Origin of the sequence: Bacillus sp. SIMBA_008 (assembly GCF_046535495.1) — a bacterium.
Lineage (GTDB): Bacteria > Bacillota > Bacilli > Bacillales > Bacillaceae > Bacillus > Bacillus subtilis.
Genome location: NZ_JAWRWL010000001.1, coordinates 781,859 through 795,046 on the forward strand (window position 1 = coordinate 781,859; position 13,188 = coordinate 795,046).

A 13,188-nucleotide genomic window follows, 5' to 3' on the forward strand; every position below is an offset into this window, starting at 1 on the left:
TGAAGCAATTCTCTATACAGCCAACCAGTTATCGTTTATAATGTTATTAAATTTCATATGATCAATCTTCGGGGCAGGGTGAAATTCCCTACCGGCGGTGATGAGCCAATGGCTCTAAGCCCGCGAGCTGTCTTTACAGCAGGATTCGGTGAGATTCCGGAGCCGACAGTACAGTCTGGATGGGAGAAGATGGAGGTTCATAAGCGTTTTGAAATTGAATTTTTCAAACGTTTCTTTGCCTAGCCTAATTTTCGAAACCCCGCTTTTATATATGAAGCGGTTTTTTTATTGGCTGGAAAAGAACCTTTCCGTTTTCGAGTAAGATGTGATCGAAAAGGAGAGAATGAAGTGAAAGTAAAAAAATTAGTTGTGGTCAGCATGCTGAGCAGCATTGCATTTGTTTTGATGCTGTTAAATTTCCCGTTTCCGGGTCTTCCGGATTATTTAAAAATCGATTTTAGCGACGTTCCCGCTATTATTGCCATTCTGATTTACGGACCTTTGGCGGGTATTGCCGTAGAAGCGATAAAAAATGTTCTTCAGTATATCATTCAGGGAAGCATGGCCGGAGTTCCTGTAGGGCAAGTTGCGAATTTTATTGCAGGAACACTCTTTATATTACCGACTGCTTTCTTATTTAAAAAACTCAACTCAGCAAAGGGCTTGGCTGTCAGCCTGCTTTTGGGAACTGCAGCGATGACCATTTTAATGAGTATTTTAAATTATGTTCTGATTCTTCCGGCATACACGTGGTTTTTACATTCACCGGCATTATCCGACAGCGCGCTAAAAACAGCTGTCGTCGCAGGTATCCTGCCGTTTAACATGATAAAAGGTATTGTAATTACGGTTGTATTCTCACTAATTTTTATCAAGCTTAAGCCATGGATTGAGCAGCAGCGAAGTGCACATATCCATTAAATAAAAAAGCTCCCGTTCGGGAGCTTTTTTTAGTTACTTCTATTCAAATTTAAGCGGGTCGCCTTCAAATGGCTCATCCGCCACTTTGATGGAATCAGTAGGGCATCCTTCAAAAGCGTCAATCATATCTTCTTCCAGTACCTCAGGAACTTCGACAACACCTTTGTTTTCATCAAGCGTTACGAACGCGATGCCTTCATCATCGTAATCGTAAATGTCTGGTGCAGCAGCTCCGCAAGCGCCGCATGCAATACATGTATCTTTGTCTACGATTGTGTACTTTGCCATGAATAAAACCTCCCAGATTGTTCTTGGTGGAACAAATGGATCAATCTTTATATTTAATCAATTTAACACCTATTCCTCTTACTTATTGTAATGATGTTGCTGCCACATTTCAACAGAAAAATGATTGAGAATGCTTATCACATAAGGGGTTATCTACATAACATCCCCCTTAATGATGACTTTAAACGTCGATTTCTGTTTGAAATCTGTTAAAATAAAAAGAGCAAATCAACGATTTTTGTCAGGAAGAATGTAGGTGGATAGGTTGTCATTAAATTACTTCGATATTATGGTTCTCGATTGTCTTTGCAAAATAAACGGGGAACGGTCGGGAAGCGCTGTTTTTCACCTATTCAAAGGCAAGAGATCGTCACAGACCATTCAAGATGCCGGCTTATTTCAGACTGCAAAATACTTTGGAATGGCGGCAAAATGTTCGAGAAGCGATATTTCTGCGTCGCTTGACAAGCTTGAAAAGCATTCATATCTCGCGCCAATGTCTGAATCAGATACATACAAAGTGACAGCCAGCGGCGCAGCAGTTTTGAGACATGCCCTTAGCGAGCGGCCTTGGCCCGTTCATTGTCACGGCGCTCATTATCAGCAGGCTGCCGGCGTGCTTTGGAAAAGGCTTTCGCTGCTTGTGCAGGTCCTATCCCATAAACAGCAAGGGAGCAGGCAGTATATCCCTGTCACAAAGGATCATAAGACACTTCACTGGGTAAAGAAATACCTGTCCCGGCATACGGATCATATAGAGATGGCAAAAAGCCTTTTTGCCATGCTTGAGGCGCATTTGAAAAAGATTGAAAACAAAGCAGCGCAAATTTTTGTCTACTCCTTAACCTCGCACCATCGGATCGGTTATACGAGCAGGCAGCTTGCTGATACGCTGAAAGAAGACGAATGGTATGTCTATATCATGTTTTGGGCTTCGGTACATTATTTTATTCATTCTCTTCCGGAGTGTGAAGATGCTTTGTTAAAGGATCTCCTTTCTGATGTGCACTTAGATAATGCCCTGACAGAGTCGACGAGGAAAACATGGCAGATGGTCAAACAAGGGTTTCCGATACAGCGAATTGCTGAAATCAGAAAGCTGAAAACAGCGACGATTGAAGACCACATTGTCGAGATTTCTCTCTATGAGCCTGCGTTTATGATTAATGACTATGTATCAGCAGAAGACCAGCTTCAAATCGCAGAGTTTGCCAAACGGATGCGGACGAATAAAATCAAACAAATTCGCGACGGGCTGGAACAGCGGTTCAGCTACTTTCAAATCAGACTGGCATTGACAAAGCAGGTGCAGCAATATGACTAAATTACAGCAAACGTTATATCAGTTTTTTGGTTTTACTTCCTTTAAAAAAGGGCAGCAGGACATTATTGAAAGCATACTCAGCGGGAAGGATACCATTGCAATGCTCCCGACTGGGGGAGGGAAATCGCTTTGCTACCAGCTGCCTGGTTATATGCTTGACGGCATGGTATTAATCGTTTCTCCACTGCTTTCTTTAATGGAGGATCAGGTGCAGCAGCTGAAAGCCCGGGGGGAAAAGCGTGCTGCAGCTTTGAACAGCATGCTTAACAGGCAGGAAAGACAATTTGTTTTAGAACATATTCATCGATATAAATTTTTGTACTTGTCTCCTGAAGCTTTACAGTCTCCATATGTATTGGAAAAATTGAAAAGCGTCCCGATCAGCCTATTTGTTATTGACGAAGCGCATTGTATTTCTGAATGGGGACACGACTTCAGGCCTGATTATTCAAAGCTCGGACAGCTGAGAAAAAAACTTGGACACCCGCCCGTTCTGGCATTGACCGCCACGGCTACAAAGGAAACGCTGCAAGATGTCATGAACCTGCTGGAGCTGCAGCATGCTGTACGCCATCTCAACTCAGTCAACCGCCCAAACATCGCACTGAGGGTTGAAAATGCGGCGGATACTGCCGAAAAAATAGATAGGGTCATTCAGCTGGTTGAAAACCTGCAAGGTCCGGGAATTGTTTATTGTCCGACACGGAAATGGGCTGAGGAATTAGCGGGTGAAATTAAAAGCAAAACGAGCAGCAGAGCCGACTTTTACCATGGCGGTTTGGAGTCAGGGGACAGGATTTTAATTCAGCAGCAGTTTATTCATAACCAGCTTGATGTGATATGTTGTACGAATGCGTTTGGAATGGGTGTCGATAAACCTGATATCAGATATGTGATTCATTTTCACCTCCCGCAGACGGCAGAAGCTTTTATGCAGGAAATCGGCAGAGCGGGACGCGACGGAAAGCCGAGTGTCAGCATTTTGCTGCGGGCGCCAGGGGATTTTGAATTGCAGGAACAGATTATCCAGATGGAGAGTGTCACAGCTGAAGAAATCGCCGACGTGATCCGTGTGCTAGAGAAGACGGAGGAGCGGGATGAGAGAAGGCTGCGTGACGTATTACTTCAGTATGGCGTCGGAGAGACACAGGCCCGTATGATGATTCATCTCTTTATGCAGGGAAAAACATCAGTTGAACTGATGAAGAAAGAAATTTCATATCGCATGGAGCTGAAGCTGGAAAAAATGCACCGTGTATCATTTTTGCTTCAGCGTGACGGCTGTTTAAGGCAGGCACTGTTAACCTACTTTGATGAATCATACGAGCCTGATGACGGAAACCTCCCGTGCTGTTCACATTGCGGTTTTGATTTATCCTTGTATGAACAAAAAGGGGAACGGAGTAAAATGGCGCCATTAGACAGCTGGAGTTCGGAATTGCACCGGATATTCAGCTTGCAGACTGTAGGTGAGCTGAACTGAAACAGCAAAAAGATTATATTCAGCATATGACTGACCATGATATGCTGAAGCAGTTATATTTGACGCAGCTACTCATCATCTTTGCCGCTGCTGCAGCAGGACTGTTCTTTTTTGAGGATGTACGGGACGTATTAAAGCTCTGGGACATTCGCGATATGCGAATCATCTGGTATGGTGTTTCTATAGCTGTTATTGTTATTTTAGCCGATATGGCAGTAATGAAATGGTTTCCGTCTCATTTATATGATGACGGCGGAATCAATAAAAAAATATTCAGTAAGAGGTCAATCCCTCATATTATATTTTTAATGCTTCTGATTGCTTTCGCGGAAGAAATGTTATTCAGAGGAGTGCTGCAGACTCATATCGGTTTATGGACGGCCAGCCTTATATTTGCCGCTCTGCACTTTCGGTATTTGTCAAAATGGCTGTTATTTATTATGGTGACAGCAATCAGCTTTTTGCTCGGTCTGATGTATGAATGGACCGGCAACTTATTTGTTCCGATGACGGCGCATTTTATCATTGATGCCGTGTTTGCCTGTCAGATTCGTTTTGAACATGTGAGGAGGGATAAACATGACGAACATGTCGAGAGTAGAGAGAAGAAAAGCCCAGAATCTTTATGAAGATCAAAACGCCGCATTGGCGGACGATTATGTCGATGATGGAGAAAGCCTTCCGACAAGACAATCTGTAAAAAATCAAAGAGAACAGAAAAAAAAGCAAGGCAAAACAAAAACGCCATTATTCACAGTACTCGCAGTAATATTTGTATTTGTGCCGGTTATCGTTTTAGTCACCTTATTTTATCTAAAGAGCCACCCGGATAATCATGACGATTATGAAGATGTTTTTATTGACAGCAGCCAAAGCAAATATGAGGTTGTCCCGAAATCAGAGGATAAAAACGATACCGCAGACACTAAAGAAACCGCACTGCAGAAGGAGTCAAAACAAGAGCCTGAAGATTCCAAGCCAAAAGAGCCGGCAAAAACAGCTGCTGATAAGAAACAGACTGCTGTAGCGGAAAAAGAAGACTCGGCAAATAAGGAGGAAGCAACCGCCGCGGCTGCTTCCTCTTCCCAATCAACAGTACAACAGCAAGAACAGCCAGCTGAGCCAGTTCAAAATGTGCCGAATCGCGTTGTCAAGCACACCGTCCAAAAGAAAGAAACGCTATACCGCATTTCCATGAAGTATTATAAAAGCCGGACAGGAGAAGAAAAAATTCGAGCGTATAATCATCTGAATGGAAATGATGTTTACACCGGACAAGTTTTGGACATCCCTTTAATGGATGAATAGGGTATTATTTTTATTTTACGTTCATATATTGTAGCAATGAAAATGGACAAGGTGTGAAGCGTATGGAATCCTTATGGAATCAGCTGGATCAGTTTACAGACGCGCCGACCAAACAGATGCTCCAAGCGCTTGTAAAACGAAAACAAAAATTCGAAAATTATGCAGCACAATGCCGCAGATGGCGATGGGCTTCACTTATCTGCCTAGGCTTATTATGTGTTATGATCATGAGCAAAAGCCCGGAGCCTCAGCTTATACTTCAAGAAATACTCAGCCATACCTTTTATTTATTTTGGATGCTGGCAACCGCTTTTGCCTACTGCACTTCATATTATTTCAAGAAAAAGGAAGAAAAATCCGAGACCGATTTCCATAAACTGAGATGTGAAATTATTCAGAAAAGCACTGATCTCTGGCCGCAGCCCGATAAATGGAAGGCGAGAGAGTCTGTTTTTCATATGATGAAGCACAAATATGACATTAATCTATATTTTGAAAGTAAATAAAATGGGGCGTTTTCTCAAACGATAGAAACGTCTTTTTTTATTGTCCGTCTTATTGATAAGTTCTAAAAAGAATGGAGAGTTTTTTATGAAGCTATCAGTGAAAATTGCCGGTGTACTAACTGTTGCGGCAGTGGCAATGACGGCAAAAATGTATGCAACAGCAAAAGGCAATCATTTGAAGACACATACGTTTCCTTTATCAAAGATGAAGGGCAAGCCGCCTCTGACAATCTTTTTTATTTCAGACATTCACAAACGTCTCATCGATCAAGACCTTTTAGAAAAAGCGCGAAGCCATGCCCCCCACTTGGTTATAATCGGCGGTGATTTAGCTGAGGGCGGGGTGCCCAGTGCGAGAATCGAGGAAAACATCAAAAGGCTCGTACATTTCGGGGTCCCTATCGTGTTTGTGTGGGGGAATAATGATTATGAAGTCAGGCAGCATAAGCTGTATTCCATATTTAAAGCGCACGGCGTCATCACTCTGAGAAATGAGTCAGTCCCGTTTTCATACAATGGGCATACGATTGCGATTGCGGGGGTTGATGATATCAGGATGGAGATGGATCATTATGAGGAAGCCATCAAAGAACTTGATGAAAGCCAGCTGAATATTCTGGTTTGCCATAATCCGGAGATTCATGAACAAATCAATGAAGATGACGGTATTGATGTGATACTCAGCGGACATACCCATGGAGGCCAGATCAGGTTTGGAAAATTCGGCCCTTATGAACTGGGGAAAACAGGTATTGTTAAAAACGCAGCATATCTGATCAGCAACGGCTACGGCACGACAAAAGTGCCTCTTCGTTTAGGTGCTGAGCCTGAAACTCACATTGTGACTCTTTGCGGGCCAGAATAACTTCTAAAAAGCAAAAATCCGTATGGCAATAAAAACTGCATTGTGCTTGTCTTACTAGTGAACTCAGTGTAAACTGATAACAATTAAGAACCTATGACTCATCATCTCATATAATGTGTTATATGATTTGTGTGCAAGTAGAGGCAGGAGGGAACGTTATGCGGCTTGAGCGTCTGAATTATAATAAGATCAAAATCTTTTTAACCCTCGATGATTTGACAGACCGGGGATTGACAAAAGAAGACCTCTGGAAGGACTCATTTAAAGTCCACCAGTTATTTAAAGATATGATGAATGAAGCAAATACAGAGCTCGGCTTTGAAGCGAATGGACCGATTGCAGTGGAAGTGTATTCTCTCCAAGCACAAGGGATGGTCGTGATTGTAACAAAGAACCAAGACGCCGATTCAGAAGACGATGAGTATGATGATGATTACATCGAAATGCAAGTCAAGCTTGATGAAAGCGCGGACATCATATATCAATTCCATTCCTTTGAAGATATCATTCAGCTTTCAGAAAGCTTACAGCGAATCGGTATCACAGGGGGAACTGTCTACCACTATGACGGGCAGTACTTTTTAAGCCTTGAAGATCTAGGGTCACATACGGCTGAAGGGGTTGTGGCGGTTCTGGCTGAATACGGCAATCCGACAACTTTAACGATTTATCGCCTGCAAGAGTATGGTAAGCTCATTATGGACGGTAATGCCGTAGAAACGATACAAACTCATTTTTCATAAGAATGAAACGGGAAACTGCTGATTTCAGCAGTTTTTTTCGTTAAAAAACATGGAAAAACATAACGTTTATTCTATGCACAGATCATATGAAGGTGTATACTATTCTCTGAAAGGGAGCATGTGAGAAACAGAAGATTCTAGGAGGTTAACTCAAATGGCAGCCGATCGAAACACCGGTCATACAGAAGAGGACAAACTTGATGTATTAAAATCAACCCAAACCGTAATACATAAGGCTCTGGAAAAATTGGGATATCCCGAAGAGGTATACGAATTGTTAAAAGAGCCGATGAGATTATTAACGGTAAAAATACCTGTTCGTATGGACGACGGTTCAGTAAAGATTTTCACAGGATATCGTGCGCAGCACAATGACTCTGTCGGTCCAACGAAAGGCGGGATACGTTTTCACCCGAACGTAACAGAAAAAGAGGTGAAGGCGCTTTCAATTTGGATGAGTTTAAAATGCGGCATAATTGATCTTCCATATGGCGGTGGTAAAGGCGGAATTGTTTGTGATCCAAGGGATATGTCGTTTAGAGAGCTGGAGCGTCTGAGCAGAGGGTATGTCAGAGCGATCAGCCAAATTGTCGGCCCGACAAAAGACGTGCCGGCACCGGATGTATTTACAAACTCACAAATCATGGCTTGGATGATGGATGAGTATTCAAGAATTGATGAATTTAATTCGCCTGGATTTATTACAGGCAAACCGCTTGTGCTTGGCGGATCTCACGGGAGAGAATCTGCGACAGCAAAAGGTGTTACCATCTGTATTAAAGAAGCGGCTAAGAAGAGAGGCATCGATATTAAAGGTGCCCGTGTCGTTGTCCAAGGCTTCGGAAACGCGGGAAGCTATTTGGCAAAATTTATGCATGATGCAGGGGCAAAAGTTGTCGGCATCTCAGATGCGTATGGCGGACTTTATGATCCGGAAGGCCTTGATATCGATTATTTACTCGACCGACGCGACAGCTTCGGTACCGTAACAAAGCTTTTCAACGATACCATTACCAACCAAGAGCTGCTGGAGCTGGATTGTGATATTCTCGTTCCTGCTGCGATTGAAAATCAAATTACAGAAGAAAATGCCCATAATATCCGGGCTAAAATTGTCGTTGAAGCAGCGAATGGGCCAACAACGCTTGAAGGAACAAAGATTCTTTCAGACCGGGACATTCTGCTTGTACCAGACGTGCTGGCAAGTGCCGGTGGCGTAACAGTTTCTTATTTTGAATGGGTTCAGAATAACCAAGGCTTCTACTGGAGTGAAGAAGAGGTAGAAGAAAAATTAGAAAAAATGATGGTCAAATCATTTAACAATATTTATGAAATGGCTAACAACCGAAGAATTGACATGAGGCTCGCTGCATATATGGTCGGCGTTCGCAAAATGGCTGAAGCTTCGCGTTTTAGAGGCTGGATATAAGTTGATGATTTGCATAAAAATAAAAAATCTCCTATGATAAAATAGGAGATTTTTTTATTCGGAAATAGAAAATATGAAGTGAAATGCCAATCGCAGGAGTTGACAGAAATGATTCAAGAAAAAGCAATTATTATAGGCGGAGGACCTTGTGGACTATCTGCTGCCATTCACCTAAAACAAATTGGCATTGATGCCCTCGTCATTGAAAAAGGCAATGTCGTTAACAGTATTTACAATTATCCGACGCATCAAACCTTTTTCAGCTCAAGTGAAAAGCTCGAAATCGGAGATGTCGCATTTATTACAGAGAACAGGAAGCCTGTCAGAATCCAGGCTTTATCGTATTACCGTGAAGTCGTTAAACGGAAAAACATCCGTGTTAATGCGTTTGAAATGGTGCATAAAGTGACGAAAACGCAAAAAAACACATTCGTTATTGAGACGTCAAAAGAGACCTACACGACGCCATATTGTATCATCGCCACAGGCTATTATGATCATCCAAACTATATGAATATACCCGGTGAGGATTTGCCGAAAGTATTTCATTATTTTAAAGAAGGCCACCCGTATTTTGATAAAGATGTTGTTGTTATCGGCGGGAAAAATTCAAGCGTGGACGCCGCCCTTGAACTCGTGAAATCTGGGGCGCGTGTCACAGTTTTATATAGGGGCAATGAGTATTCTCCAAGCATTAAGCCGTGGATTCTGCCGGAATTTGAAGCTCTCGTCAGAAACGGTACAATCCGTATGGAATTTGGCGCTTGTGTCGAAAAAATCACCGAGGATGAAGTTGTGTTTCGCTCCGGAGAGAAAGAACTCATTACCATTAAAAATGATTTTGTATTTGCCATGACAGGCTATCATCCTGATCATCAATTTCTAGAAAAAATTGGTGTTGAAATTGATAAAGAAACAGGGCGTCCATATTTCAACGAAGAAACGATGGAAACGAACGTTGAAGGTGTCTTTATTGCCGGTGTTATTGCTGCGGGAAACAATGCAAATGAAATATTTATTGAAAACGGCAGGTTTCACGGGGGGCATATCGCAGCGGAAATCGCCAAAAGAGAAAACCATTAAAGATGAGGAGCATATGATGCATTCGTATGCTCTTTTTGTTTTTTTAAGTGCAGACAGATGTAAAATTTTAAACAACATGGTAGGATAGACGTAGGAATATAAAGGAAAGAGGTTGCCTGATGTTTGCAATCATCTCTGCAGGAATTGCCCCCGGCATAGCGTTATTAAGTTATTTTTATTTAAAAGATCAGTATGATAATGAACCTGTACATATGGTGCTACGGTCGTTTTTTCTCGGGGTTGTTCTTGTATTTCCCATCATGTTTATCCAGTATGTACTTGAAAAAGAGAATGTAGGAGGCGGAAGCTTTTTCGTTTCTTTTTTATCTTCGGGGTTTTTGGAGGAATCATTAAAATGGTTTATACTGATGATCAGTGTCTACCCGCACGCCCACTTTGATGAGCATTATGACGGGATTGTGTACGGTGCAAGTGTATCACTCGGTTTTGCAACCCTCGAAAATATTCTTTATTTAATTGGCCACGGCGTGGAGCATGCGTTTGTCAGGGCGCTGCTGCCTGTTTCATGCCATGCCTTGATTGGCGTTATAATGGGATTTTACCTTGGAAAAGCCCGTTTTTCCGCTGATAAGGCGCGTGTAAAGTGGCTTACTCTTTCTTTAGTTGTCCCATCCCTTTTGCATGGATCATATGATTTTATCCTAACAGCGCTTAGCAATTGGATTTATTATATGCTTCCATTTATGGTATTTTTATGGTGGTTTGGTTTGCGTAAAGCGAAAAAAGCCCGTTCCGTTAATATGATGCAAGTATAGAAGCCGCACAGCAACCGTGCGGCTTTTTTGTGTGCAGTTTTTATGTTCTGAGGGATAACAAGGAAAGAGTGTATAAAAATAACCTCGTTACAGAAAATACGATTACACTTAAAAATTTGCAGTAGGAGGCTTGAAAAGATGAAGTCCAAAGGATCGATTATGGCATGTCTCATCCTTTTTTCCTTTACAATAACGACGTTTTTCAATACTGAAACCATCTCTGCCTTTTCGAATCAGGTCATTCAAAGAGGGGCAACCGGGGACGATGTGGTCGAACTTCAGGCGCGTCTTCAATACAACGGATATTATAACGGAAAAATTGACGGGGTTTATGGATGGGGGACGTACTGGGCAGTTCGAAATTTTCAGGATCAATTCGGGTTAAAAGAGGTTGACGGCCTTGTAGGAGCTAAAACAAAGCAAACCTTAATATGTAAATCAAAATACTATCGTGAATATGTCATGGAACAGCTCAATAAAGGGAATACATTCACGCATTACGGAAAAATTCCGCTAAAGTATCAGACGAAACCATCAAAAGCAGCAACACAAAAGGCAAGACAACAAGCAGAAGCACGGCAGAAACAGCCTGCGGAAAAAACAACGCAGCAGCCTAAAGCGAATGCGAATAAACAGCAAAACAATACACCAGCAAAAGCAAGAAAACAGGATGCGGTAGCAGCGAACATGCCTGGCGGATTTTCCAACAACGATATCAGGCTGCTTGCTCAAGCGGTTTATGGCGAAGCCCGGGGCGAGCCGTACGAGGGGCAGGTTGCTATTGCAGCAGTCATTTTAAACCGTTTGAACAGCCCGTTATTTCCAAATTCAGTAGCGGGGGTTATTTTTGAGCCGCTTGCCTTCACAGCAGTAGCCGACGGACAAATTTACATGCAGCCGAATGAAACGGCCCGAGAAGCAGTGCTGGATGCCATCAATGGCTGGGACCCATCAGAGGAAGCACTTTACTACTTTAACCCGGATACGGCTACAAGTCCGTGGATTTGGGGGCGTCCACAGATTAAAAGAATCGGTAAACACATTTTCTGTGAGTAGCAGATATGAGAAAGCATAAAAAGAGGTGTGATAAATGATCAGAGGAATTTTAATCGCCGTGCTTGGTATTGCAATAGTCGGTACAGGCTACTGGGGATACAAAGAACACCAGGAAAAAGACGCAGTTCTTCTTCATGCTGAAAATAACTATCAGCGGGCGTTTCATGAGCTTACCTATCAGATGGATCAGCTTCATGATAAAATCGGAACAACACTTGCCATGAACAGCCAAAAATCATTGTCGCCTGCATTGATCGATGTGTGGAGGATTACTTCAGAAGCTCATAACAGTGTCAGTCAGCTGCCGCTTACATTAATGCCGTTTAATAAAACTGAAGAGCTATTATCAAAGATCGGCGATTTCAGCTATAAAACGTCAGTCAGAGATTTGGACCAAAAGCCGCTTGATAAAAACGAGTATACATCACTAAATAAGCTATATCAGCAGTCCGAAGATATACAAAATGAATTGCGTCATGTTCAGCACCTTGTCATGAGCAAAAACCTTCGCTGGATGGACGTAGAAATGGCCCTGGCTTCTGACGAAAAACAAAGTGATAATACGATTATCAACAGCTTTAAAACAGTCGAAAAAAATGTTGGTGCATTCTCCACTGGCACTGATCTTGGTCCGAGTTTCACCAGCACGAAAAAAGAAGAGAAAGGCTTCAGCCATCTGAAGGGAAAACAAATTTCCGAACAGGAAGCAAAACAAATTGCTGAGCGCTTTGCCCCAGATGACAATTATTCAATTAAAGTGGTAAAGAGCGGAAAAAAAACAAATCGCGATGTATATAGCATCAGCATGAAAGATCCAGACCATAAAGCAGTGATTTATATGGATATTACGAAGAAGGGCGGGCATCCGGTATACTTGATCCAAAACAGAGAAGTGAAAGATCAGAAAATCAGTTTAAATGACGGATCGAACCGAGCGCTTGCATTTTTAAAGAAAAACGGATTTGAAACAGATGATTTGGAAATTGATGAAAGTGCCCAATATGATAAAATCGGTGTATTTTCATATGTTCCTGTTGAAAATAAAGTCCGGATGTACCCCGAGGCAATTCGTATGAAAGTGGCCTTGGATGACGGTGAGGTTGTCGGCTTTTCAGCAAGAGACTTCCTCACATCTCACAGAAAAAGAACCATACCTAAGCCTGCAATTACTGAAGCAGAGGCAAAGTCTAAATTAAATAAAAATGTACAAGTGAGAGAAACAAGGCTCGCTTTGATTACAAATGAACTAGGTCAAGAAGTGTTATGCTACGAAATGCTTGGGACAATTGAAAATGACACATTCAGAATGTATATCAATGCCAAAGACGGATCGGAAGAAAAGGTTGAAAAACTAAAAAATGCAGAACCTATATATAAAGACCTATAAAAAACAGGAGGGAAGGACT

Annotated in this window: 14 protein-coding genes and 1 riboswitch; of the genes, 13 read left to right on the forward strand and 1 reads right to left on the reverse strand. The window is 42.2% G+C overall.

The window, feature by feature from the left end; genetic code table 11:
• Window positions 1-60 precede the first annotated feature (60 nt).
• Window positions 61-195: riboswitch (FMN riboswitch) on the forward strand.
• A gap of 153 nt (window positions 196-348) precedes the next feature.
• Entirely contained in the window at window positions 349-921 is a 573-nt protein-coding gene (gene fmnP / locus SB658_RS04270) for a riboflavin transporter FmnP (RefSeq protein WP_004399159.1), read from the forward strand.
• A 39-nt stretch (window positions 922-960) separates the two neighbouring features.
• Here fmnP and SB658_RS04275 read toward each other — a convergent pair whose 3' ends face one another.
• Window positions 961-1,209, reverse strand: coding sequence for a ferredoxin (locus SB658_RS04275; protein ID WP_003225461.1), 249 nt, complete (start codon window positions 1,207-1,209; stop codon window positions 961-963).
• Between the two features lie 265 nt (window positions 1,210-1,474).
• On the opposite strand from SB658_RS04275, the gene SB658_RS04280 reads away from it, so the two are divergent.
• The 12 genes from SB658_RS04280 to ypeB all read left to right on the forward strand — a co-directional run bounded on the left by SB658_RS04280 (window position 1,475) and on the right by ypeB (window position 13,169).
• The gene (locus SB658_RS04280; protein WP_029726756.1) at window positions 1,475-2,533 is read left to right on the forward strand and encodes a YpbB family protein; all 1,059 of its coding nucleotides are present in this window, start codon (window positions 1,475-1,477) and stop codon (window positions 2,531-2,533) included.
• Window positions 2,526-4,016, forward strand: a complete 1,491-nt coding sequence (locus SB658_RS04285) for a RecQ family ATP-dependent DNA helicase (RefSeq protein ID WP_015251799.1) — start codon at window positions 2,526-2,528, stop codon at window positions 4,014-4,016. Before SB658_RS04280 ends, SB658_RS04285 begins: the two co-directional genes overlap by 8 nt.
• Before the next feature lie 26 nt (window positions 4,017-4,042).
• On the forward strand, window positions 4,043-4,645 hold the full coding sequence (locus tag SB658_RS04290; protein WP_410601206.1) for a CPBP family glutamic-type intramembrane protease: 603 nt from the start codon (window positions 4,043-4,045) through the stop codon (window positions 4,643-4,645).
• The gene (locus tag SB658_RS04295; RefSeq protein WP_015251801.1) at window positions 4,596-5,324 is read left to right on the forward strand and encodes a LysM peptidoglycan-binding domain-containing protein; all 729 of its coding nucleotides are present in this window, start codon (window positions 4,596-4,598) and stop codon (window positions 5,322-5,324) included. The genes SB658_RS04290 and SB658_RS04295 overlap by 50 nt, the downstream gene beginning before the upstream one ends.
• 62 nt (window positions 5,325-5,386) lie before the next feature.
• Complete coding sequence (locus SB658_RS04300) at window positions 5,387-5,830, forward strand: YpbF family protein (protein ID WP_014480147.1); 444 nt, start codon at window positions 5,387-5,389, stop codon at window positions 5,828-5,830.
• Window positions 5,831-5,915: 85 nt separating this feature from the next.
• Complete coding sequence (locus tag SB658_RS04305; RefSeq protein WP_029726758.1) at window positions 5,916-6,695, forward strand: metallophosphoesterase; 780 nt, start codon at window positions 5,916-5,918, stop codon at window positions 6,693-6,695.
• A gap of 158 nt (window positions 6,696-6,853) precedes the next feature.
• On the forward strand, window positions 6,854-7,438 hold the full coding sequence (locus SB658_RS04310) for a genetic competence negative regulator (RefSeq protein ID WP_003230533.1): 585 nt from the start codon (window positions 6,854-6,856) through the stop codon (window positions 7,436-7,438).
• 154 nt (window positions 7,439-7,592) lie between these two features.
• Window positions 7,593-8,867 carry an NAD-specific glutamate dehydrogenase gene (gene gudB / locus SB658_RS04315; RefSeq protein ID WP_003230536.1) on the forward strand — a complete coding sequence of 425 codons (1,275 nt, stop codon included), beginning with the start codon at window positions 7,593-7,595 and terminating at the stop codon, window positions 8,865-8,867.
• Between the two features lie 108 nt (window positions 8,868-8,975).
• Window positions 8,976-9,950: a YpdA family putative bacillithiol disulfide reductase gene (locus SB658_RS04320; RefSeq protein WP_029317974.1), complete on the forward strand. Its 975-nt coding sequence runs from the start codon at window positions 8,976-8,978 to the stop codon at window positions 9,948-9,950.
• Window positions 9,951-10,069: 119 nt separating this feature from the next.
• The gene (prsW, locus tag SB658_RS04325; protein WP_003230542.1) at window positions 10,070-10,726 is read left to right on the forward strand and encodes a glutamic-type intramembrane protease PrsW; all 657 of its coding nucleotides are present in this window, start codon (window positions 10,070-10,072) and stop codon (window positions 10,724-10,726) included.
• 138 nt (window positions 10,727-10,864) lie between these two features.
• Complete coding sequence (gene sleB / locus SB658_RS04330) at window positions 10,865-11,782, forward strand: spore cortex-lytic enzyme (protein WP_014480142.1); 918 nt, start codon at window positions 10,865-10,867, stop codon at window positions 11,780-11,782.
• 34 nt (window positions 11,783-11,816) lie between these two features.
• Window positions 11,817-13,169: a germination protein YpeB gene (ypeB, locus tag SB658_RS04335; protein ID WP_029726759.1), complete on the forward strand. Its 1,353-nt coding sequence runs from the start codon at window positions 11,817-11,819 to the stop codon at window positions 13,167-13,169.
• Window positions 13,170-13,188: the final 19 nt, after the last annotated feature.

Coding starts and splice junctions, on each gene's coding strand:
- SB658_RS04275 (WP_003225461.1), bottom strand. CDS start 1,209: ATGGCAAAGTACACAATCGTAGACAAAGATACATGTATTGCATGCGGC.
- SB658_RS04285 (WP_015251799.1), top strand. CDS start 2,526: ATGACTAAATTACAGCAAACGTTATATCAGTTTTTTGGTTTTACTTCC.
- SB658_RS04290 (WP_410601206.1), top strand. CDS start 4,043: ATGACTGACCATGATATGCTGAAGCAGTTATATTTGACGCAGCTACTC.
- SB658_RS04295 (WP_015251801.1), top strand. CDS start 4,596: ATGACGAACATGTCGAGAGTAGAGAGAAGAAAAGCCCAGAATCTTTAT.
- SB658_RS04300 (WP_014480147.1), top strand. CDS start 5,387: ATGGAATCCTTATGGAATCAGCTGGATCAGTTTACAGACGCGCCGACC.
- SB658_RS04305 (WP_029726758.1), top strand. CDS start 5,916: ATGAAGCTATCAGTGAAAATTGCCGGTGTACTAACTGTTGCGGCAGTG.
- SB658_RS04310 (WP_003230533.1), top strand. CDS start 6,854: ATGCGGCTTGAGCGTCTGAATTATAATAAGATCAAAATCTTTTTAACC.
- gudB (WP_003230536.1), top strand. CDS start 7,593: ATGGCAGCCGATCGAAACACCGGTCATACAGAAGAGGACAAACTTGAT.
- SB658_RS04320 (WP_029317974.1), top strand. CDS start 8,976: ATGATTCAAGAAAAAGCAATTATTATAGGCGGAGGACCTTGTGGACTA.
- prsW (WP_003230542.1), top strand. CDS start 10,070: ATGTTTGCAATCATCTCTGCAGGAATTGCCCCCGGCATAGCGTTATTA.
- sleB (WP_014480142.1), top strand. CDS start 10,865: ATGAAGTCCAAAGGATCGATTATGGCATGTCTCATCCTTTTTTCCTTT.
- ypeB (WP_029726759.1), top strand. CDS start 11,817: ATGATCAGAGGAATTTTAATCGCCGTGCTTGGTATTGCAATAGTCGGT.